Genomic DNA, 22,611 nt, shown 5'->3' on the forward strand with positions numbered 1-22,611 from the left:
GATAGACCGTAGGCAATACAGTCTAACCTTACTTTACTATTCTACCAGATTAGCTAGAAATTGCAAGTGTTTTGTGTTCTTTTCCGAAATTATTCTACATCAAGCGTATGGTAAGGTTGAATTTGAACATGGTGACCGATGTTTGAGCCAAAAATCCAGTCAGCTTTCTCAAGGGAGGAAAAGTTTTCTGCTCGACCAGTTAGGATGACACCTGCAAATTTAGCTGTTTGAGCATCTGGATTTGCCTTGAGGTAAGTCTCTACGTCTTTCGATGTACTCATCTGCTCACCGTCAGGTCCGCCATAGGTTGACCCTAGCCAACCTTTATTGAGAACTTGGTTAAGATAGGCGACAAAGAAACTATAACTGTTGGCAAAGCCTTCTCGAGCTGAAGTGGTTTTTTGACCGACACGGTCCTTGTAGTAGGTCTCAATCTCTTCTGCCGTCATGCCTTTAGTATTCTTCTCATCCTCTTGTTGCTGTTGATAAGAGCTAGGCGTATCGGGGTCGCCTTCAAACCCAAACAAATCACGGTTTAGTCCTGCGGTATCATTATTAGACTGGGTGCCGATCCAATACCAGTTGATTTTGAGGTTATTAGGAACCAGCTCTGCTATTTCCTCAAAAGTATAAGGCTTATCAAAGGTGACCGCCATCTCAACAGCCTGACCGCTCATCTGAGGAAGCAAACTGATGTCCTGAGTCAGTTGGTGATAGCTTTCTCCCTTATACTGGTAAGCAGTGTTAAAGAAATGAGGCATCTTGTAACCTCCGCCATAAGTGTAGGTGGCAGTGCCTTTTTTATCTGAATAGCCACCAGACGATTGCCCCCCGAACAAGGGTCTAAGGCTGTAAGGAAGTTCCAAGGTCTCATAGGGCACTTCTATCCCTGCAATATCCTTAGTCTGGTCGACATGAAAGGTCCCTGTGTACTGGGAGGTTGGGTTAAAATAAGCGGTTTTATAGTCAATGTTAGGCTGGCTGACTTCTGCCATGAGCTGATAGTAGTCACGAACGTGCTGACCATTTCGAGCAGTTAATTCGCTAAGTCCAAAGTTAAGTGCTAGAAGGGCAGCGCTACTGCCTAATGTCGCTAAAACTGCCGTTTTTAGCAGGTGTTTGCGTTTATTTTTCTTAGTAATAATTTCAAATGTTTTCATGATATTTCCTTTCGTTAATGGGGTAAGTTAAGGAGGCTACCATCAAGTCCTTGAGCTTCTAAGTGAACCCTTAGGGCCTTTCTGGCACGGTAAAGGGAAACCTTGACCTGTGCTTGACTGATACCCAGTAGATGAGCCGTTTCCTTGACGGACAAATCCTGAAAATAATAAGCATCAAGCACCAGTCCAAACTTCTCTGGTAGGCTAGATATGGCCTGATAAAGGTAATCATAGTCTTCTCCATCATAGACGGTCAGCTGGTCGGGCTTAAAAAACTCGGTCTGCAAGATCTCATGATAGCGCTTATCTCTACGGTATTTATCGATATAGGTGCGAATAGCTGAGCGGTACAACCAAGCCCGTAGCTTGTCATAAGGCAGAACAATGTCCGTCTCAAGGATTTTAACCAAAACGTCTTGGGCAATGTCCTGACTGTCTGCCTGGCTGGCACCTGATTTTTGGAGATAAAAGCTAATTTCTTGTGCAATCACAAGAATAGCTTCTTCATAATCATCTAAGCGGATAGGCTCACCTCCTTCCTGATGGTTGAAAGTAGCTACATGATTTACCAGATTTATCTCTACTGATGCGAGCTCTAACATCAAGTAGCGCTAGGTTTTAATTTCTGGCAATCCTTCGATCCTTCGCTAGCTCCTCTTCACTAAGATAACAAATAAGAAGTTCTGTTGGTTACAAAAAAATTCGCCGTAGCGAATTTTACTGCTGATTTAACTCTCTTAGGATACTGGCTCGTTTTTCATTGGCATCGATATTGAGCACAATACCAATGGCAACAGAAATCGTTAACAAACTATTGCCTCCTTGCGAGAGAAAAGGGAAGGTCACTCCTGTTGATGGAATTAAGCCAGAGATACCGCCGACATTGACAAAGACCTGCACCAGCAACATCGCCCCGATACCCAAAGCCAGCATACTGTTAAAGTCATCTTTTGCTTTTAGACCAACATTGAGTATTCGTAAAATTAGGAAAAACACTAAAGCTAAAATCAGACCAGCACCGATTAAGCCAAATTCCTCAATGACGATGGAAAAGACAAAGTCGGTGTGCGCTTCAGGTAAGTAGCCATTTTTTTCAATAGAATTTCCTAAGCCACGACCAAACCAGCCACCATTAGACATGGCGTAGTAGGAATGCGCCATCTGCAAGCCTGAGTCTGTCAAATCTTTGAAAGGGTTGAAAAAGGCTGCAAATCGCTTGGCCACGTGACCAAATAGCGGGATTTTTGCGACCAGCTCCACCCCTATCAGCCCGATTAAGCCTAAAAAGACCGTCGAGGCTGTTGCAATCAAGCCCAATAAACCTGTAAACCAGCGGTGAGCTATCCCACTGAGGACATACATGATAACTGACGTCAACACAATAATGGTCGCATTTCCAAGGTCTGGTTGGACAACAACCAAGGCAATCAATATCAACAGATAAGTCCGCCAGTCAAAAAAGTGCCTCGGTAAAATCGTATCACGAGTAAGAGCCCTGTAATCATAATTAGTAATTGATTTTTGTCGCTTGGCAAAAGCGAACGCCAGCAACCAGACCACGATAAGTTTGAGATATTCAGCAGCCTGAATACTTTTACCAGCAAATTGCAACCAGCCATTAGCACCATTAGTTTCTTCCCCTGAAAACAAAGTCAATACTAAAAGTACCAGTTCGACTAAAACAGCAAGAAAGAGAAGATGAGAATTTCTCAAAAATTTTAAGCGCAAGTGGTAAATAAACCAAATCGCAGCGAGACTAACCAGCCAAAAAATGGTCTGGTTCCGAACGAGTGCAAAGGGAGATGCCTCCCAATAGACCAAATCCGCACTGGTTGACGAGTAAACCACAATCAAACCAAGCACTGACAAAATCAGGTAAGGGACAAAAATAGAATAATTTAGTAAAAGTCTTTTTTTTATCTTCATTGCTTCATATCATTTCTTAGCATTGAGCCTGGGACAAGATGTCTAGGCTCTTTATTTTCTGTCATTAAGTAAAGTGAAGTGGAAAACTCTTGACTAATTTTGTAAGCTCTAGAGTTTTCCCTATCCATTCACGAGCACTTTAGCTTCCATAAACTTGGGTTGAGTAATTGACCCTGAAGGAGAGAAATCATGAGTTGCAAAACGACTTTCCCCACAACAGGCTAAAACTATCAGCTGAAAAATCCTGACAGCTGTAGCCAGCTTTGCTTGCTCAACCAGTTAGCTTAAGACTGTTTAAGCCGACAGAGTTAAATTAACACCTCATCGAAATCAGGTGACTTAGCGGTGTTTTTCTAGTCCTACCACCATTATAACAGCTTTTGTCTAAAAATGCCAAAAACAAAAAAACTAGGCGCAATCCACGCGCCTAGAAAAATGAAAGGAGCTTATTAGTTAATCCGTAGGAGACCTACACCACCTTCTTCACGACGGTAGAGAATATTGGTTCTCTTGTCTTCGGTATCAGTAAAGACAAAGAAGTCATGACCGAGCAAGTCCATTTGAAGGAGGGCTTCATCAATATCCATCTCATACGGTGTGAGGTTTTTGGTCCGAACCACGTTAATTGGCAACAAGTCATCATCGGCAGTCTCTTCGAATTCAGGTGCAAAGACTTGGGCTGTTGGTAATTTTTCACGGTGTTTGCGGGCAATTTTTGTCTTGTTTTTACGAATCTGACGTTCAATTTTATCCACAACAAGGTCAATAGAGCCGTACATATCCTGAGAGACATCTTCAGCACGAAGGGTCAGATTGCCGAGAGGAATGGTCACTTCCACTTTTGCTGTTTTTTCGCGGTAGACTTTGAGGTTAACACGAGCATCCAAGTCTTGATCTTCATGGAAATATTTCTCTATCTTGGCAACCTTGGTTTCAACATAATCACGCAAGGCTTCGGTGACTTCGATGTTTTCACCACGAATACTAAATTTAATCATATAGATTCCTCTTTTCTAAACGCTAGGCGTCTTTCTTTATTTTTATTATAGCACACGTCAAAAGAAAATGCAACCGTTTTCTACCTTGCTAGTGAAAAAGTTTTCACTTCTTCCACCCCATTTTCAAGTAAAAGCCTTGTAATGACTGCGATTGTAGCCCCAGTTGTGTAAATATCATCGACCAAAATAATTTTTTTAGACAGATTGCATCCAACCAACAACTCATATTTTGGCTGACTCTCCAAACGTTCCTTGCGGCTCTTGCTTGATTGTTTAAGACCTTCACCCTTTGCCAAGATGTTGTGATAACTTACCCCAGCCGCCTCAAGGAGACCCTCGACTTGATTGAAGCCCCGCTCTTCTCGCGTTTGGGGACTGACTGGAACAGGCACGACCTGATAATCACGGTAAGGTTTCAAGGCTTCTTTGACGTCTTTGGCAAATAGCTGAGCTAACACATAGTCACCAAAAAACTTATAGAGAGAAAAGTAACTCTTCATCGCCTCGTTGTAACGGTAAAGCGCAAAATGATTGATGTTAACCCCACGCTCTTGCCAATAAAGACAATCCGCACAGCTTCCGTTGGTCAGCTCCTTGTAACAAGTCGGACAATGGGATGCCCCGATACGGACAAACTGCTCCCTGCAAGACTGGCAAATCAGCTGCCTGTCTTGGTAGAGGCACAGGATAGCCCAGAAAGTCGTTGACTGGTCTAGGTCTTGACGGCATAGCAAGCAAGTCATGCTAGTCCCCCTTTTTTATTCATCTCTTTTATTTCTGTTGTCGCGCGGTTGATGTGTACTGTTATCCCATCGTGGAAAAAGATTAACTCTCCAGTTGGACGCTCTTTACTGCGACCCACTCGACCTGAAATCTGAATTAGCGGTTAGAAACTTTGTAATTCTGCTAATACATCAGACACCATTTCAATAGTAACAACTTCTTCTGGTTTGACTGGCTCGCCGGGTAAAACATAATCAAAGACCTTGCCGTTCTTTCTTACCACGTTGAGCGTGTCTCCTATAATATAGCCGTTATCCACAGCTTCCCTTAGTTCTTCATAACACAACATCTGATGTCCTCCTTACCTAACTATTCGCAATTATTGACAAAAAGGCGATTTTGACAATAAAAAAATCAAAACCTGACACAATTATTAGCAAAATGGGCATTTTGTCAATAATGGCTACTGTATCTTACTGTATTCTACTATCTCTACTGTATCTTGAGCCTATCTTGAGAACACACAAAAAAGCCCTCTGGATTTCTCCAAAGGGCTTTAATCATCTTATCATATCTAGTGCTTAAACTGGCTTTTTAGTCAGTTCATAAGTGACACCGTTGATTGAGATTTCAATCCCCTCAATGGTGATGTTGATTTTGTCAGGTTGCAAACTGCTAGGACTGTCAGGGATAAGGTCATACTTGGTCAAGCTACCATTTTCAGCCTCAATGGCTTTGAAACGGCTTGCCATCCCTACAATGTAGCTATCATAGCCACTAGCAGCGTAGTCGTAGGTGGCGCCACCAACCTTAAACATGCCCTTGACGGCCTCGCTGAAGGTTTTGGCTCCTGAAACCTTGTAGCTACCTCCTGAACGTAGTAAGTAGAACCAATCTGTAAGAAAGTCATCTACAGAGGCATAGTGCATATAATGTCCACCCTCGTTAGCTGGTCTTGCTGTTCCTTGGGTGACAGTCACACCACTTGAACGCTCTCCTTTGCCAGTCCATGTCATGCCTCCCCAGTTGTTATCTGCCTTACCTACGGCTGAGGTACCCCAAAGCCCTTCAAAGTGCAGGACGGTGATAGCATAGCTAGGGAGGATGTTGTGTTCCTGACACTTTTTCAGGATAACATCTAGGACAGATTTTTTCAGGATTGCACCGTTAAAGGACAAGTCGCCTACCTCTTTGGCGATTTTTGGTTCTGTCACTTTACCAGTTGCCTCAGTTTCTTCCGTTTTAGTCTCAGTGGAGGAATTTACCACCTCACTTTTTGGAGCGTCTGAGGGCGTTTTAGAGGTATTTCCTGATGTGCTACCTTTCAAGATTTCTGCGACCCGTTTCTGGACGGCCTCATAGTCCGAACCAAGAGACTTTTTGCGGTCCTCGCCGTTGCCATGTTTGCCCTGAATTACCTCATGAGCCAGCTCATCAATCGACTTTTTAAGTGCCGTAGCCTTGCCATTGATGACTGCCATGACAGCCTCATATTGATTGCCAAGAGCTGCCTTGCGGGTGTCCCCGTTGCCATATACCCCAGCCAATGTCTCCTGTACCAGCGTTTCCAGACTTTTTCCTGTTGAACTGGTTGTGGGTTGGTTAGTTAAGCGATACACATAGTAATAAGGCCGCCCTGCATAAGACCAAGTCACATCATGTTCATTGACACTAATACCATTGTTAGCATAATTGCAATGAATGATGTTATCTGAGTCAATGAAAATCCCCGTATGCCCGAAGCTGCCTGACGACTGACCGCGTCTGCCCCAGACAAAGACATCTCCTCGTCGGGCATCAAAGGTTGTGTTTTCCGCAATCAGCTTGTAGCCATTTTTGACTAGCCAATCATGCTCATATTCAGTATTGACCGCCCAACCTGCTGAGATAGCTCCTGCGCTCATCAGAGCGTAGTAGACAGAGCTAGAGCAATCGTAAGACCCTGGACCGTTACGATAGTCCATAGAATAAGTTACTTTGCCAGCTCGTGCCGACATCCAACTGATGGCTGTTTCAATGTTAATGCTCATTATCTTTATCCTCCTTATTTTCTGATGGTGTGTTATTTGCTAAATGTTGAGATAGTTTAGCAATAAAAACTCTAAAAAGTGCTGCATTAACCCCCAGCTTCTCCAAATTTTCAACAATGGACTTGAGTTCAAAAAATAGGTAACCGAGATAAAGAACTTGAAGAGCCGCAAAACCTATCCCGTCAGGCAGAATAACTGACAAAGGGATGCAGTAAGCTAAAAGGGCAATACTAGCAATCTTGCGCAAGATACCGTTAATCCCCTCTTTGCTCCGAAACTGGATGTTAGGGTTAATTTTAGCGGCAGTTACTCCCAACAAAAAATCAATTATCATCGCTCCTAAAATGAGGGTGAGAACAAATAAGATTTTTTTGTCATCGGTATCCGCTAAAGCTCTGAGGTGTTGTGACCAAGTAAGATCTGGTAAATTATTCATCATTTTTGCTCCTCGCTTTCTTTCGCCTCAAGCTCGTCAAGAATGGCATCCTCAATCGCATAGCGCAACTCTCGCAACTTCTGCTCATCTTGTCGCATCTCTCGGCGGTACTTAGCATAAAGCTCTGGCTCATGCAAGGTCTCATAAACCGTTGATACTGCCTCCGCATTCGTATTGATGACAGTTGTCTTGACAAGTTTTGTCTCCTTGCCCTCTGTCACATGAAATTCCGCTGTTGTTTGACGTGTTTTATTGATTTTTAGCATTGTCTGCTCCTCCTTTTACTATGATTTCATTATATGACTGTTGAAATGGGATTTTTTACGCTATTCTTCTCCACATGTACACTGTGATAAATGGTTGCAAGTTGTTGTGGGGCTGATTGCCGCCTGTGTTTCCAGTGTTCACGCCTTGAGGATACGCCGTTGAGCCACCATCACTTGTCCAGTCTCGTCTGATGGCTTGATTACCACTGTTTGCCGAAACGTATTGTCCGTGGCTATGCGATGGCATTTCGTCAACGGTCAAGGTATGGGTCTTAGCCCCTCCTGTCTTATTTGGCGCATTAAAGTCGCTATCGCTCTCATTGACACCGACCAAAACCCGACCTTGACCAAACCGCTCCCACGTTCCGCCCATAAATGTTGACGGGTTAGTTGAGTTCGTGGATTGATAGATTGACCCTACTGGGTAAAGTTGGTCAAGTGCTGGCGCTTTCCAGCTAGTCCACTGTCCCGCATTAACACGATACCGCTCATAATACTGTCCATTAGTCGTCGCATAACGTTGCCAAATCCAGTTATTAGAACCGTTGTATGTTTCGCTGGCAGTGACAATCACTTCGACATGCCCCCAAGCCGAAGCCCCAAAGGGCTGATTACGAGTGCTATTTGAAAATGTGTGAATGCCCGCTAAGAATAGCGTATCAAGGTCTGCGACTGCTCTACCTCGACTGTAATGCCCTATCGGAGTCTTATTTCTGCCCCAAATATTGTCACCTGAAAATATTTCACCTGCCACATCAAGCGACCCAGCCTTTCCTTGCTCAACAATTTTGCCGATGCCGACACGACCGTCTTTGCCATAGCTCATCACGACACTTTCTGTCGCAACTGTCGCTGAAAACTCAACTCTGGTAAACTTATCTGACAACATGCCAATGACCACAAATGACCTGTTAGCCGCATAATTACGTGATAGGTTTGCTGATGAATTAGTCAGTGTGCTAAGCGTTGTAAACGTCCCAGCGGCACTCCCATTGTCTGCTGTATAACTCGTGCTACCTAGCGGCGCAACCTTAAAAGTTAAGGTCATTACATTTTTTTGGCTACCAGATAGCGTGATTGGTGCTATTTTGGCATTTCTGACAATCTGAATGATGTTAGGGGTCTCCCTAGTCCTAACTGCTGAAAAACTCAAGATAGGCGAAAAATACTCAATCACATTGATAGTGATGTCTCTTGTATCCGACCGTCTGCCCCTACTATCAATAACAGAGGCACGAATAGTCGCAGAGCCACTGAAATTCATCATGCCAAGTCTGCCACCGTTTGACGATGTTGATTGGTTTTTATTGACGATTTCAGCATGATAGCCTGTGATAGACGAGCCATAGCTCCCTACTGCACCATTGAATGTTACTTGAATATCAGAAATAATCTGCAAGAAATTATTCCCGCTTAACAAACTCCTAGCCGCAGTGTTGCCATCTGTCAGGGTAACACCGCTGAATCTAGGTTTGACACTAGCTGGCACGCTAGCGGTAAAGTTTACTTGCTGTGTACCAGTCTTTATGCTACCGCTATAGGTATCAACGTATAGTGTGCCTGTGCCACTTGTGGCATTTGGTATATCGTTAGCAAAATCACGAGGAATAGTCCACGAATGACTAGCGCCAACGTTTGATGCAATCGTCCCAGACTTAGACCCCCAGGCATATCTTAGCGTGTGAGTAAAGCTATTATTCTGACGGTTGATGCTGATTGTCACTGCACTACCGATAACGCCATCGCCGACAGAAACAGAGCTAGCCCGTGGAATCGTCGTTAGACTGATATTGGCACTAACTGTTATTGTCCCATGTATACCGTTGTTCGGATTAAAAGTCGCAGAAACCCCAAATGACTTTGTCCCATCTGCATTGTGACTGACACTTGTTGACCCACTAGCGAGACCAAACTCCTCTCCGCTAGTCTGCCATCTCGGATTGCTAGAGTGGACTTGTCGACCGTCCAAAGTCAAGGATAGACTACTGTCGCCTTGGTGGTTAAAAGTATAGTAAGCTCCTGTCCTGCTTACTGTTAACCGCCAATTAACTGTCGTGCTATTACTAGCAATGTTTTGTTGCCCTTGTTCAACGTAGAGATTGAGAAATAAACTATTATTTGATTGACTATACTTTGCCATTTTTCCTCCTAACCTACATATCTAGTAACATTCATATCAGCATTGAGATGATATTGCTCTGTTCTAAACCGTCCAATCTGCACTGATGCGGTAAAGATACCATTGTCAATGTGGATTACTCCCTGGCTGATATACATGACTTCTTTACCAGCTGAGAACATAGAAATCCTGTCATGACTGACTTTAATTGTTGAGCTAGCATCATTCTTACCGATAACCAAACCCTCATTAGAGCTAGTCATGTAAGTATCAATAAAGGTTTTCAACTCTCTCAATCCGCCAAACTGCGTTGTCAACAAATCAATTCGCCGACCAGCTTCGATAAGGTCAGCTTCTGATTTTTTCTTAGCTTCTCCGTTCGACTTAACAAAAGCATTATAGGCTTTTTCTAAATCACTCAAAACCTCCATTGATGCCTTAGCAGCTAGCTCTGCCTCGTGAACCTGCGCCTTTTCTGCCAAAGCGTTCAGCTGTTCCTGGGTCAACACTTGGTCAGCTTTGGAATTAAGAGCGGTTGTAAAGTCATTGGGGTTTGGTGACCAGTGTTTCGGTTCAACATTACTCTCAACAACCATATACCAATCAATGTCAGCTGTGCCTGCTCGGTCACCACCATTTGGAAACCAATACGAACTAATGGCATAACGCTCCGTATAACGAGCTGTAAACTTAACGCTCCTAGTCTCATACTCTGTGGAATTAAATTCCAAGTGAAACTGATGGTTCCAAGTTGGTGTATAAACATAAACCCTCGTTCGTTTGTCAGCTGTACCACCTGTCTTCTTGGCACGAGCTAAAAAGTAATAGGTTTTACCAGCAACTAAATGAACGTAGCGTGTTTCAAATCCATAGACGTTGCTACTTCTAGTGATTTTTGAGTTTTCAACTAAATTAACATGGTCAATTTCGACTGTCCCAACCATATCAACCCAACGGTAACGGGCGGCGTCTCGGCTGTCGGCTTCTGTAAAGTCAGTATAAGTCCCCATGTATCGCTTGTTACCTGTCTGGGTCAGACTAAAACCAGTTTGACCGTCTGCACTTTCAGCGTAGGCAAAGTGAATGTATGGTGTCCGACCGTCTGCACCTTTGGGACCTGGAATACCTTGAGCACCGTCATCACCTTTCCACTTGGACCAGCGATAGTCAGCAGGATTTCGGCTATCTGTTGCCGTGAAATCCTGATACATGCCGATATAAGCCTTGGTTCGGTCGGTCTGGCTAAATCCAGACCCTGAAATAGTATCAGCATAAGCAATATGGGTGTACTGACTTCGACCGTCTGCACCCTTGGGGCCAGCAATACCTTGGTCGCCTCTTGGGCCTTGGAGGCCTTGAATACCCTGTAAACCTCGTTCGCCTTGTGGCCCTCGCTCTCCCTGAACTCCACGGTCACCTTTGTCACCTTTCAACCTACTCCAAGTGTAGGCAGAATAGTTTTTACTGTCAGCTTGTGTAAAATCTGTCAAGGTTCCCATGTAAAGAGCACCGTCAAAGTATGAAGTGCTGAAATTTGTTTGCCCATTGGCTGAATTGGCATAGGCAAAGTGAACGTAGGTAGTCCGTCCATCAGCTCCTTTAGGACCCGCTATTCCATTTGCACCATCTGAGCCTTTCCACTTTGTCCAAGTATAAGCACTAGCTCTGGTGCTATCTTCTTGGTTGTAATCTGTATAAACACCGATATAGGCATTCGGGGTATCTGTGATTTGGCTATCTGTTGGATTGACTACTGGAGCATATTTGATATGGATAAAACTTGACCGCCCATCTGCTCCCCTTGCTCCAGGGGAGCCTGTTGCACCCGTTGCACCAGCTATCCCTCGCTCCCCTTGAGGACCACGGGGGCCAGTATCTCCTTTATCTCCCTTGGCACCGTCACGACCATCACGACCATCACGGCCATTCTGCCCATCACTACCATTTCGGCCATCGTTAGTATTGATAAAGGTTAGCTGTTCGCTGGCCACCTCTCGGTTATCCAACCAAGCCGCAACAGTCACAACAAGGATATCTGTCACATCTCGGCCACGAACAAGATAGGTTGGGCTAGTGGACTTGATTTGGCCATCGACGACCCACCGCCAGCCACACTCTACCTGTTTACCACCCTTGGTCAGGGTCGGTGTGATGACACTTTCCCCTGTCTGGTTCTTGAAAGCAACCCCGTTGTCAGTCGCCAATTTAACCACATAGGGCTTGGCGTCCTCAATAAGCTGGTCAAGCCGTGCCTGAATGTTGCCAGACAGACGATTTTCAAGAGCCTTGGCATTGGCAAAGGTCGTCTTATTGTTGGCCTTATTGGTAAAGCTGATAGCCTGTTCAGATACTCGCATTTCAAGCAAGAGGGCAGGGCTAAAACCGTCATCATAGACTTGGACAGTATCGCCAACGTCCAAATCCAAAAATCCTTCTGCCTCATAGGTTACCGCTGGGTAACAATGCTTCTTCAGCTCACGATAGGCAGCCGTGCGGATAACCTCTGGGCTAGAACTGTCAACGGACATGTCTTTCCTTATCCATTGGTCGCCCATGGTGCCAGAGGTAAAGGCAGCTGGGTACATGGCCATAGACAAGGGAGCATATAGTCCCTCGCCTGACTGGTAAAACTCCCTTTCGCCCTTAGCATTATTCACGGACCAAGCAGACAAGCCAGAAATAGTAACCACATCGCCATTTTCTGTCTTCCCTGTTGGTCTGACCATGTTGTAGATGTTGGTTTTATCCACCGTTCGGGTCAGGGTCTTCAAGTTTTTGCCGTAAGTCAGCCGTTCTGGTTGAACCCGTCCCACCCCTTGATGTTGGTCATCGTGTTCATGGTAAACATTGACCACAAAGGCCTTGATGGAGCTATCAGCCTTGAGGTAGGTGTCAAATTCGATTTCAGCCCCAAACTTCTTAGCCAGCGATAAGAGGCGGGCCAGTTTGGTGTCTGACCCCTCCCATTCGGCTGTAATCTTCTTCGTGGAAATCTCATTGATACCGATGGACAAAAAGGTAAAGTTGAGTAAGTCCATGGCCTCACAAAATTCTTGAAAGGACATGGCCCTGGACGATTTGTAAGGATTGGCATACTCATTGATAAGCTCAAGGTTCAGGTTGACACCATAGCACTTGATAACCTTTTCGTTTTCTTCCACTTTTCGGATAGTGTGCAGGTAGGTCTTGCCCTTATACTCAAAAGAAACAAAGGCTTTTTCATTCAGATAGTTGTAGGCTCGCTTAGTTCCTGTATCTGAAATAATGGCCTTTTTGAAAACTGTGAAATCAAAAGTTGACGACCCTGTTTCAAGGTATCTAGTCCAAGTGTCGTTGAAAAAGTTGAGCGTTTCCTGCTTGTCGTTGTCAATGATAGCAACCTTTTTCAAGTTAGCGTCGTGAATAGTCAGTAACATCTACAACCACCTTTCCTCAAATGATACGGCCACCGTTGGCTTGGTTCGTAACCAGCTGGAGCAATAGACCTCAAGCCTTGAGTTGCCCGGTGGAATTTTTAAGAACCCCGACCCATGCACTAGGTCACTTAGCCGCTCAATTCCATCAACAACCACACGGTCTGTCTCGCTGTCCAAAACAAGGGTACTTCCCATAGGGTAGCGGTTGGGAACATCAACCCAGCTGGAAACAAAGTCTTTCTGGTAATAAATACTGTCAAGGTACATGTGGGACACTAAGGGTCTGTCTCCGATTGAACCAAAAGCCACATGAACCTTGGCAGACTTACGACCCTTTAGCTCTGGAACAACAAACCGATGATAAGACCCCCACCAGAAGACGGTCACGACATCATCATTACGCTTGAGGTCAGACCAACCCCTGCCCTCGTTGAATGGGTTATCCTCGTTCTTGTGTGTGCCAATAAAGGACCACTGCTTAATCATGTTGAAACCTCCCCGACCATTAGAGGCTAGAAAGTTGTACTCACACCCCAACCCCTGATACCTCTTAAAGGTTTCAACACCATACAAAAACCGCCCCTGTTCATCAGAGACGGTAACCTTGATAAAGCCGTACTGGTTAGATGACCCCAGCCAGAAGATTTGACGCCACCAAAGGTAGTCATTCAGTGAGCCAGTCTGCCCACCTCTGTCAGCTGGGATATTCCAAGTCAGGCTAGCGGCATTGTAGCCTGTTGTTGAGCCACGGCTGGCCAGTTGTAGGTGTTGCCGTCCCCACATAGAGACAGAGCCAACACTACCGCCCAGCCTTTCCGTGCCATCGTTAAAAATCCCAACATTTCGACTAGCCCTTGACAAGCCTGTTGTGATGGCACTATCTCGATAATCCCACATGACCTGAGACATCTGAACTGTTGTAGCGTCGGCCTCCTCACGGTTGCCGACCTCTAAAGCTCCGCTGGTATTCACTAGGCCGACGTAGCCATTCTCAGCATTATGCCGAACGGTAACGATAGGGTAGGCGTCCACGTTGCCATTATTCACAAGGTCAAACGTGATTTTATCGCTGGCTACCGTTGGATTGGCAAAACGACGGTAGGCCGTGCTATGAGCAACACCGTCAGGGATAAGCAACTCAAATTCCCCTTTCTGAAACCAGCGGGTCACGTTGGTCATATCAACAGAACCAGCGACAAAACCCAGATAATACTTATCAGGTTCATCTGAAATAACAATTCTGACAGCCTCAGAGGTATTGAATACCCCTGCCAAAGTGTGCTTAGCTCGTTCAAGTGTCATGCCATCTCTTTCTTGCATGGCAAACTTGACCTTGATAAACTTAGCCCCTGTCCTTACTTCTTGCAAGTTCACTCCCAAGAGTGAAGCGTCATTTGTTTCAATGCTACGCTCATTTCCAACAGGGCGGATAATTTCAATAATTCGGATAACCTCAGAAAGGTCAAATCCGTTGATAGTAATTGTGTCATTATTCATCAGACAATCCCCCTCATCATGTTATCTATTTTTAGCTTGTCGTTTTGGTAATTGGTCATTGGTCCACCAATCTTAGCCACAAGGGTGCCGTCATCTAGTATCAAGTTTGTAGGACGCTTGACAGCTTGCTCAGCAACCTCAAGGGCTCTAGTAAGAACTTGGTCCGCCTGCTCCCTGATAATCTCAATCTGGTTCATTTCTGCACGTTCTGTGATAGATTTGAGCCTAAAGCGATTAGATAGAGTTCCATGTCCAAGACCTAGCAACTCCTCAGCCCCAAACTTAAAGGCTGACATCTCTTTCTGTACATAAGCTAAGCTATCTGTCACATCTGAGGTGTTTTGCTCGATACCGACAGCGATACCCTGAGCAATGTAGCGACCCACATTGTCTCTAAAAAGCCTTGATGGTGAGTGAATTTTAGCCTTAGCTTGTGCCGCTCTCTCTGCTTGTGCTACCAGAGCATTTGCAGCAGCTGTCACAGAGCCAAGGGCTGAATACATGCCTTGAGCTAGACCTTGACCAATCATTGCCCCAACATAATGCATAGAGCCTACACCCGCCATACCAGTTGAACGGACTGCGTTCATCATTGCTGACATTGCAGCCGTAGCTGATCCAATACCAGAACGGATACCGTTAGTAACTCCATCTGAGACACCTTTACCAGCTTGTCGTCCTGCTTGCGTCATTTGGCTTGCAGATTGCCTTACCACAGATGCCATCTGTTGCATACTTGAGCGCATAGTAGCTACTGCTTGTGTCATAGCAGAGCGTACAGCAGCGTTAAGCTGACTCATTGACGAGATAGCAGCGTTTGAAATGCTTGCAAAACCTGAGGCAACCATTGGCGCTGATGTGGCCAGTTGTATAATTGAGGTTCTTGCCGTCATTGCTGAGGCTGTAATAGCCGTAAATTGACCGGGAACCGAACCAAGCACACCTCCAAGGACACCAAGTACAGTAGATGCTGCTGAGAACCCTGCTGACATGGCAGAGGCTCCAGCTTGTGCCATAACCATTGAGGCTGACAAGGCTGTAATTCTGTTTTGTAGTGCTGTAATGCTAGCTGTTGAACCAGCAAGACCTACAAAAGAGGCCATAACCGCACTAGCAAAAGACATCATGGCAGAGCCAGCTGTAGTCATAGCGTTTGGTAATGTTCCAATGCTTGAGTTCAGGGAACTAAAGGCAGCAGGTAAGGCTTGCATTGCCACACTTGCTACTTGTGCTGATGTTGCAATTAGTCTAAGTCCAGTTCCTGCTTGTTTCAATCCTGGTCCTGCTGAGGCAATACCTGAGCCAGCAATAGCTGTCAAACCAGTAGCAACAGCCGCCAAAGTTCCAATCAAGTCTCCAAGTTTGAGGTCAACCAAGATTTTTATACCTTGGGCCATCAACTTCACACCTTGACCAGCATTTTTAGCAGCGTTCCCCATACTCTCAAAGATACCAGCGACCCCATCAAGTACATTGCGAATAGCTGAGCCAAATGACTCAACCACGCTTCCAGCACTCTCAAGAATGGAGCTGACCTGTTCCCCAAAGGTCTTGAGTAGATTGGTCAAGCTGTCAATGATTGGGCTGATTTGACTGATTAGGTTATTAAAGGCCTCAACAAGAGCCTGTAAGACTGGAGCTAGTGCCTGCACCATCTCGCTCACGGCTGGAACAAATGGAGCCAAAGCCTCAACAATCTGCACAATAACCTGAGAGACTATATCGACGATTTGGACAAACGCCTCGGAAAGTATGGCAATAATTGGAGTCACTGCCGTTGCTATCTCAGCTATTCCTGATGTGAGTGCTGATACAATGACACCGATAGCCTCCCCTAATGCTAGAATTACTGGAGCTAGTGAGCTGAATGAGTCAATAATCATGCTAATTGCTACGCCAGCTGCTATGATAAGCGGTGACAGCGTAGCAAAGGCAGAGGCTATTGTAGGTAGGACAGGAGCAACAATGACAAGGGCCTGAGCCAATCCTTGCATGGCAACATTAAGAATTGCCCCTATTGCGGTCCCGACGCTGATAATCACATTACCTACACCTTGCAAAATCGTAGCGATACCCTGCCCCTGCATACCCATCAGGGCAAAGGCTGCACCAAGTGCCAAAACAGGCACCGCCAGGGCTGCAATCGTGACAGGATTAAGCATAGATAAGCCTTGACCAATTCCTCTGAAAGCAGTACCTATCCCTTGGCCAATTCCTCTAGCGGCGGCCGCCACACTTTGGCCAAGGATACGAATAATTGAGACAACAGTATTGCTTGCTGATTTTACAACTGAGGTGGCACCATCTATCCCACTGACTGCATTTTTCTTGAACAAGCTGAATGGATTGAATGATTTCAGGAAATTAAAGCCCTTGAAAGCAATCAGAGCACCACCAATCCCAGTAACTATCCCTCTCCAAGCGTTACCACTCAAAGATTGAGAAAAGTTTGCGATTGCTTGAACGATTTGAGCAATGAACTTGACCACATGACCAGCGGCCGTTCCGATAATCTCCCATGGGATAATACCTGATAACTTTTCTGACAGGTCTAGCCCTGCCTTGACCAGGTCATAGAAAGCGGCTGAAACAGCCTTGATAGCTCCAGTGTTTGCAAATGAGGCAAACAAAGCCTGTGCCCCTGAAATCAAGTCTTGAATAGTGAATAGAACAATATTAAAGACATCACCGATTGACTCAGCAACATCTCCAAAAAGTGCAGCGTCCCCTACCAGAGTGTCAAACACTGAGCTTGCCAGCTCCCCAAAGAGTGAAAAAGTGTCGCTCAGATTTTGAAATACTCCAGTATCTCCAACAGTGACAAAGAAGCTCTTGACCAAGCCCCCAACCTTACCAAGTACGCTACTCACTTTCTCGACAATACCATCGACGTTGATACCACCAAGGAACTTGCCTAGACCATCAGCCATACCACTGAAGTCAATGCTCTCCATAGCGTCTGATAGAGCGTTGATTGTTTTGATACCAAACTTGTTGAGATGTTCAAAAGCGGGCATGAGTTTATTAGCTAGCCCCTCTTTAGCTCCATCTATCGCCTGGTCAATCGTCTTGAACTCAGTTGCCATCTTTTGGAAAGCGTCAGAGTTCCCTACACGGTTCATAGCGTCAAAGAACTCTTCTGTATTGACCTTGCCATCTTGAACCGCTGAAACCAGTTCAGCGGTTGACATTCCCAGCTCCTTAGCAACTGCGGCCATACCAGCAGGAGCTTGTTCCATCATAATCTTAAAGTCCATCCAGGCAATCTTAGGCTTACTTGCCATCTGTGTAGCCTGAGTAGATAGTGACTTCATGGCCTGTGCTGGGTTTTCCGCTGAGGCTGCAAGACCACCAAAGGCCTTAACCAAGCTACCGACATTTTTTGTACCTACAGCGTCAAGTTGGGAGTAGGTACTAGCCATGTCAGAGGCTGAGTAGATGGTCTTGGTTGCAAAGTCCTGCATTTCTGCCTTGGCCGCTGCAATCACCTCACGAGACCGTCCAAAGGCTTGTAGGTTTCCCTCAAAGGTCTTCCATGCCTTTTGAGAACTATTCAGCTCCCCAGCCATCTCACGGATACCGCCCGTAACTGTGCTGATACCTTGTGTGAGGGCTGAACTAATCAAATTAGCTCCTAATACCGACTTAAAAACAGACCCAACCTTTGAGCCCGTTTCCTTTAGTCCGCCTAACAAGGTCTTTAGCTTACCGACGCCTGACTGGGCATTTGAGCCGTCTAAGTCAACCTTGATAGTAACTGAACCATCTGCCATAGCTTCCTCTCCTTTCTAAAATTAGTAGTCAAAATCTTTCGGTAGTGCATACTCTTTCTGTAGCTGTTTCATGCTCTCCTTGTACTTCTTACTGTCGTCTCTATGTGGCTTGTAAGAGCGTATTTTAAGCACCTCAACAAACTTGGTATCACTAGGCAACCCATTCAACAAGGCATTGAATTTTTTCCAGTGCAAACTGTTCTGAGCGTCAATCAAATCAATACCGTAAGCCTGCATAAATGATGAGTAGATATACTCAGCGTCATATTTCAAACTAAAAAGCCGCTCTCCGTCTTCTGATTGACTTCTTGAGCGTATCTTGCTTTTGATTGGATTTCCTGCCAGGTCTAGCACTGGTTCGCTATCTTTGGCTGAGATTATCCTGATATGCTCCTCAAAAATCATCTTGAAAATGACCGTAGCCTGTTCAGGAGTCAAAGTCTCTGTAAAATCAACATCAGTAAAGATTTGAATAGCTAGATAGGGTTTGAATAGCTCATCAATCTCATCATCATTGATTAGCTCCATAGCTTTCAATACCTTGTTAAAAGAGATATTCATAGGGTACACATCATCACCAAGGACCAACGTATCTGTCAACTTCCTTGATAAATCCAGCATATTAGTCTCCTAGGTATTTCTTGAGAGCGTCAACGTTGTTGCGTTTATCCCATTCGTCAACAACTCCAGCGATAACTTCAAGCAGATAAGCCATAGTGTCAACCGTTGAAAAGAGAGAATAGGTATAGACTTTGTCATAGGCCTCCTCATCAAATAACTCAACCCATGACTCTTTTACCATGTCCTGTAAAGTTTCAAAGACTTCTACATCTCCTGTATCAGCGATTTTCTGACCGTCCTTTTGGAGTTTTTCGCCGATTTTCTGCATTTTGAGAATGTTCTCATCATTGGCAAGAAATTCAAGTGTAAAATCTTCAAATTCTACAGGAATGACATTGTTACGCTTTTTAATTACTACCATGTTTTTTCTCCTACTAATCAAAAATAAAAAAGGGGAGCAAAATTACTCCCCACAAACAAAATTATCCACCGACTACAGCAGACTGTTTAGGTGCGGAGTCCCAGCTGATGGTTGCCTTAAAGCCCTCATAGTCAGAGGCCTCACCGCCACCGATTTCAATCTCAGAGGCGGTAGCAAGGCCCACATACTGAGTTTTGCCATCAGCTTCAACGACCTTGAACCACACATTGCGGTCATCTCCGGTCTTGAAACGCATATCGGCAATGATTTTCTGTGCTGCGTCCTCACGGATATAGTCACCCTCAAATGAGTAACCATGCTTGACAGAGGTTACTACAGTTTTCTTGGTGCCGTCTCCGTTGTAGTAGGCAACATCATCTGTTTCTTCGTCATTTTCGACATCAGCGGTTGTTACACCGTCTGCAAGCCACTTCCAAGCGTCGCCTGCTGGTTCTGTGGCTGGATTTTCTGCTGACCAAACGGCCACATAGTGCTTGCGTTTGGCGTTTTTCATTTTTGGCATTTAGTTTCCTCCATGTACTTCTAGCTTTGCTGTAATGTCCAGCATGTAAACATAAAAACCTTGGTCATCACGGTCATTAAGGAATGGCTGTGAGACTTCAAGGCCTCTGAATTGATATGAATTGTTTTGACTAGGCAGCTCTAGGTTGAAATCAGCAAGAGCATAGTTGATAGCCCATAGGATAGAGCTTGTCTTTTGGTGGTCAGTCGTTTTGATTGCCACCTCAAAAACAAGGCTAATATCTTGCTTGCCGTTCATATACTCTTTTTCAACCTTGCCACCGGGTAAAGGATAAAGAACTAAGCTCTCCGTCTCTGACAAGTAATCAAGTCTACAAGTCAAAGGGAGGCCTAGTGTGTTGATGAAATCTCTTAGGACTTCTGAAAAATCATTGTTATTCATGTCTTAACTCCCATTGCTCTCAGTCCAACCTTCCCCCAATCCTTAACATGGAGCGCTGAGGCTTTCAAGTCCCAACGCTTACCTGTTCCGGGAGTGGTATAACGCCTAAACGTGTAGCTACGGTTTTTGTTGTAAGCTCCACCGTAGAACTGTGCCCTTGCATAAGGACCAGGGTATCTTACTCCGTCTCTAGTAGGCTGACCGCTACCACTTAATTCTCCGCTTTTTCGTGGGATAAATGGTTGCGTGTCAATCATCATTTGACTAGCAATAGCTAACTTCCCTTTGGCCAAGGCTGCTGATGATACTTTTTTCTCAATGCCTTTCAGGTCAACTTTTACAGATATACTTGTTCCCATCAGATACACTCCACTTCATAACAAAAGATTTTATTATTATGTGGATAACTGACAGGGACAATAGTAGTCACTCTGTACTCAGTCTGTCCGTCATTGATAATGGCGTTTTCAAAAGACTTATCCAGGTCTATTGGGCAATATTGAGGATACACAAACAAAAGGCTAGGTTTAGCCTCTTTGCGGTTGTTCTGGGTGCCTTGCACTTGATACTGTCTATCAAACCTAACAGGACTAAGCGTGACTGGGCTCTCTAACATTACTTTACCCCATGCGTCTTTTTCTCCCGTGGTTTTTTGAATAGTTACAGTATCGACCAGTAAACGTTTATCAATACCTGTCATAACCTACCCCCCTATATCCAAAACCTGCCCCTTTCAGAGCGTTCAGAGCGTCAAGGGATAAATTGTACCTAGCACTCTCTAAAGAGCTCTGAGAGGCGTTATTGTAGCTTATGTGGGTTCGTCCTAATATCACAGTTGATACTGACTGCTTATCGTCTGCCGTCATGATGCCACTAACGTCCAAATAAGCCACTTGGAAAGCAGTAGCTAACTTGACAGCTTGCTTTCTATGTTCAATCTCTTTCTCAAATTCTACAAAATCATAGAAACCATTAAGAAAGAGGTTGATAGACACCTCTGCCCTTTTTAGTAGTTTTTCAAAGTCATTGACTTCATCAAAACCAAAATCTTTAAATTCATCTTTGGTTAAATAAGCGATAGTAACCACCTCCGATTAAAAAGGCGGTGTTACTTATCCGCCTTTGTTGCTTTTTCTTCTTTGTCAACACGTTCAAAGAATGGACTGAGTTCAGGGTGAGTAAGTTTACCCTTAGCGTTAAGCTCCTCAGCTGTCTTTACTTCCATGTCGTACTCAACATTTTCATCAAAAGCCGTCTCTTTACCATCTACGACAAAGACTACATTTGATGTTGCTTTGAATTTAGCCATTTAGACTACTCCTTTGCTGCTTTTTCTTCGATAACTACCTGAAAACCAATATTGTTATTGATTTCCTCGGCACGTTTTTTTGTGATATCAATGACTGAGCCTTTTTCAATATACTCATCTTTTTCAATGTCCCAAAAATCCGATACTACTTTGAACTTAGCCATTTAGACCTCCATTTTTAGCCTGCTGGAGCCAGTTTAGCTTTAAGGATACCTACTTTGTTTTCGTCAGCAATATACTTACCGTACTTACCTGCTCCTTGGATTGCTACGCCGTAGAAGTCATCTGCGTCAATAGTACGGACAATCTGCAAGCCTACACCTGCAATACCCACACCGTCGACTGCAAACATGACTTGTTCTCCTTCTTGGAAGTATTCGTCAGGCGTTTCTTCCAAGACAAAACCTTTGAATTTGTACATTGTTTGGTCATCAATATTGGCTGACGAGTTTTTAGCGGTTGTTGCCAGTTTTGAGTCAATCAAAAAATCATAGACATCTGATGTAACGTAGGCAACCCAAGCAATATTTTTAGAAATCTTGTTGTTAACAAATTTCTTGTGAGCTGTGGAGAATGCTTTGGTCACTCCTGCTTCGTCCATCTTGCCTTCAATCGTTTCACTTGCATTGTCTGACAATGCTTTAGCAAGCAATTCATTGATGTATTCAGTTTGAGCTAGGGCATTTTCTTCCAATCGCTCAGCTACAACTTTGTCAGCTACATCATTGACAGTCACATTGTCAATTCCCTCATGGATTGCAATAGGAGCCTCATAAGGGACAGCCTTATCGACTGACTTAATTTCAGTACGTTGACCAAAGCGGCTTGTTGAACCTGTACCAGTTCCAAACGCTACATTTTCGCCTTTGTCGTACTTCTTGATAATGGCTTTTGTAGTGTTCACTTTCAAATGCAGCATAGTATCAGAGTCTGATACACCGTCAAAAATTTGAATTTGACCACCGAAAGAACGTAGGAAGCGTGAACGACTTTCTGTAATTTTTGCTAACAACGCCATATATTTTTTTGTATAAATTTTTGTAGACATGCT

General features: G+C 44.6%; 23 protein-coding genes and 1 pseudogene. All 24 read right to left on the bottom strand.

The genetic code is table 11. The annotated features are described in order from the left end of the window. Positions 1-89 precede the first annotated feature (89 nt). The 24 genes and pseudogenes from ACERC7_RS04615 to ACERC7_RS04730 all read right to left on the bottom strand — a co-directional run bounded on the left by ACERC7_RS04615 (position 90) and on the right by ACERC7_RS04730 (position 22,608). The gene (locus tag ACERC7_RS04615) at positions 90-1,160 is read right to left on the bottom strand and encodes an anti sigma factor C-terminal domain-containing protein (RefSeq protein ID WP_373666250.1); all 1,071 of its coding nucleotides are present in this window, start codon (positions 1,158-1,160) and stop codon (positions 90-92) included. 14 nt (positions 1,161-1,174) lie between these two features. Next, positions 1,175-1,684, bottom strand: a complete 510-nt coding sequence (locus ACERC7_RS04620; RefSeq protein ID WP_373658668.1) for an RNA polymerase sigma factor — start codon at positions 1,682-1,684, stop codon at positions 1,175-1,177. A 193-nt stretch (positions 1,685-1,877) separates the two neighbouring features. Further along, positions 1,878-3,086 carry a cell division peptidoglycan polymerase FtsW gene (gene ftsW / locus ACERC7_RS04625; RefSeq protein ID WP_373658644.1) on the bottom strand — a complete coding sequence of 403 codons (1,209 nt, stop codon included), beginning with the start codon at positions 3,084-3,086 and terminating at the stop codon, positions 1,878-1,880. 449 nt (positions 3,087-3,535) lie between these two features. Further along, positions 3,536-4,084 (bottom strand): ribosome hibernation-promoting factor, HPF/YfiA family, encoded by a 549-nt coding sequence (gene hpf, locus ACERC7_RS04630; RefSeq protein WP_373658643.1) that lies wholly within the window; start codon positions 4,082-4,084, stop codon positions 3,536-3,538. 80 nt (positions 4,085-4,164) lie between these two features. Then, positions 4,165-4,827: a ComF family protein gene (locus ACERC7_RS04635; protein WP_373666251.1), complete on the bottom strand. Its 663-nt coding sequence runs from the start codon at positions 4,825-4,827 to the stop codon at positions 4,165-4,167. Continuing rightward, a pseudogene (locus tag ACERC7_RS04640) lies at positions 4,824-4,967 on the bottom strand (DNA/RNA helicase); the annotation flags it as partial. The pseudogene ACERC7_RS04640 and the gene ACERC7_RS04635, both read right to left, overlap by 4 nt. Positions 4,968-4,970: 3 nt before the next feature. After that, positions 4,971-5,156 carry a Paratox gene (locus ACERC7_RS04645; protein WP_373666252.1) on the bottom strand — a complete coding sequence of 62 codons (186 nt, stop codon included), beginning with the start codon at positions 5,154-5,156 and terminating at the stop codon, positions 4,971-4,973. Positions 5,157-5,388: 232 nt separating this feature from the next. Next, on the bottom strand, positions 5,389-6,837 hold the full coding sequence (locus ACERC7_RS04650) for a peptidoglycan amidohydrolase family protein (protein WP_373666253.1): 1,449 nt from the start codon (positions 6,835-6,837) through the stop codon (positions 5,389-5,391). Further along, entirely contained in the window at positions 6,827-7,273 is a 447-nt protein-coding gene (locus ACERC7_RS04655) for a phage holin family protein (RefSeq protein ID WP_373666254.1), read from the bottom strand. Before ACERC7_RS04655 ends, ACERC7_RS04650 begins: the two co-directional genes overlap by 11 nt. Then, positions 7,273-7,539: a hypothetical protein gene (locus ACERC7_RS04660; protein ID WP_373666255.1), complete on the bottom strand. Its 267-nt coding sequence runs from the start codon at positions 7,537-7,539 to the stop codon at positions 7,273-7,275. The genes ACERC7_RS04655 and ACERC7_RS04660 overlap by 1 nt, the downstream gene beginning before the upstream one ends. A 55-nt stretch (positions 7,540-7,594) precedes the next feature. Next, the gene (locus ACERC7_RS04665; RefSeq protein ID WP_373666256.1) at positions 7,595-9,679 is read right to left on the bottom strand and encodes a DUF859 family phage minor structural protein; all 2,085 of its coding nucleotides are present in this window, start codon (positions 9,677-9,679) and stop codon (positions 7,595-7,597) included. 8 nt (positions 9,680-9,687) lie between these two features. After that, on the bottom strand, positions 9,688-13,074 hold the full coding sequence (locus ACERC7_RS04670) for a phage tail spike protein (protein WP_373666257.1): 3,387 nt from the start codon (positions 13,072-13,074) through the stop codon (positions 9,688-9,690). Further along, complete coding sequence (locus ACERC7_RS04675) at positions 13,075-14,571, bottom strand: distal tail protein Dit (RefSeq protein WP_373666258.1); 1,497 nt, start codon at positions 14,569-14,571, stop codon at positions 13,075-13,077. Then, positions 14,571-18,344 (bottom strand): tape measure protein, encoded by a 3,774-nt coding sequence (locus tag ACERC7_RS04680; RefSeq protein WP_373666259.1) that lies wholly within the window; start codon positions 18,342-18,344, stop codon positions 14,571-14,573. Before ACERC7_RS04680 ends, ACERC7_RS04675 begins: the two co-directional genes overlap by 1 nt. Positions 18,345-18,365: 21 nt before the next feature. Then, positions 18,366-18,965, bottom strand: a complete 600-nt coding sequence (locus ACERC7_RS04685) for a Gp15 family bacteriophage protein (RefSeq protein WP_373666260.1) — start codon at positions 18,963-18,965, stop codon at positions 18,366-18,368. A 1-nt stretch (position 18,966) separates the two neighbouring features. Further along, positions 18,967-19,326, bottom strand: a complete 360-nt coding sequence (locus tag ACERC7_RS04690) for a hypothetical protein (protein WP_373666261.1) — start codon at positions 19,324-19,326, stop codon at positions 18,967-18,969. A gap of 61 nt (positions 19,327-19,387) precedes the next feature. Further along, on the bottom strand, positions 19,388-19,849 hold the full coding sequence (locus ACERC7_RS04695) for a phage tail tube protein (protein WP_373666262.1): 462 nt from the start codon (positions 19,847-19,849) through the stop codon (positions 19,388-19,390). After that, positions 19,850-20,251 (bottom strand): minor capsid protein, encoded by a 402-nt coding sequence (locus ACERC7_RS04700; protein WP_373666263.1) that lies wholly within the window; start codon positions 20,249-20,251, stop codon positions 19,850-19,852. It abuts the gene before it with no gap. Next, positions 20,248-20,610 carry a minor capsid protein gene (locus ACERC7_RS04705; RefSeq protein ID WP_373666264.1) on the bottom strand — a complete coding sequence of 121 codons (363 nt, stop codon included), beginning with the start codon at positions 20,608-20,610 and terminating at the stop codon, positions 20,248-20,250. The genes ACERC7_RS04700 and ACERC7_RS04705 overlap by 4 nt, the downstream gene beginning before the upstream one ends. Then, positions 20,610-20,951 (bottom strand): putative minor capsid protein, encoded by a 342-nt coding sequence (locus tag ACERC7_RS04710; RefSeq protein WP_373666265.1) that lies wholly within the window; start codon positions 20,949-20,951, stop codon positions 20,610-20,612. Before ACERC7_RS04710 ends, ACERC7_RS04705 begins: the two co-directional genes overlap by 1 nt. Continuing rightward, the gene (locus ACERC7_RS04715; protein ID WP_373666280.1) at positions 20,938-21,330 is read right to left on the bottom strand and encodes a hypothetical protein; all 393 of its coding nucleotides are present in this window, start codon (positions 21,328-21,330) and stop codon (positions 20,938-20,940) included. The genes ACERC7_RS04710 and ACERC7_RS04715 overlap by 14 nt, the downstream gene beginning before the upstream one ends. Positions 21,331-21,359: 29 nt before the next feature. Beyond that, entirely contained in the window at positions 21,360-21,560 is a 201-nt protein-coding gene (locus tag ACERC7_RS04720; RefSeq protein ID WP_373666266.1) for a hypothetical protein, read from the bottom strand. A gap of 5 nt (positions 21,561-21,565) precedes the next feature. Next, entirely contained in the window at positions 21,566-21,724 is a 159-nt protein-coding gene (locus ACERC7_RS04725; RefSeq protein ID WP_373666267.1) for a hypothetical protein, read from the bottom strand. A gap of 14 nt (positions 21,725-21,738) precedes the next feature. Continuing rightward, positions 21,739-22,608 (bottom strand): capsid protein, encoded by an 870-nt coding sequence (locus ACERC7_RS04730; RefSeq protein WP_373666268.1) that lies wholly within the window; start codon positions 22,606-22,608, stop codon positions 21,739-21,741. Positions 22,609-22,611 lie beyond the last annotated feature (3 nt).

This window comes from Streptococcus sp. E17BB (assembly GCF_041807725.1).
Classification (GTDB): Bacteria; Bacillota; Bacilli; order Lactobacillales; family Streptococcaceae; genus Streptococcus; species Streptococcus entericus.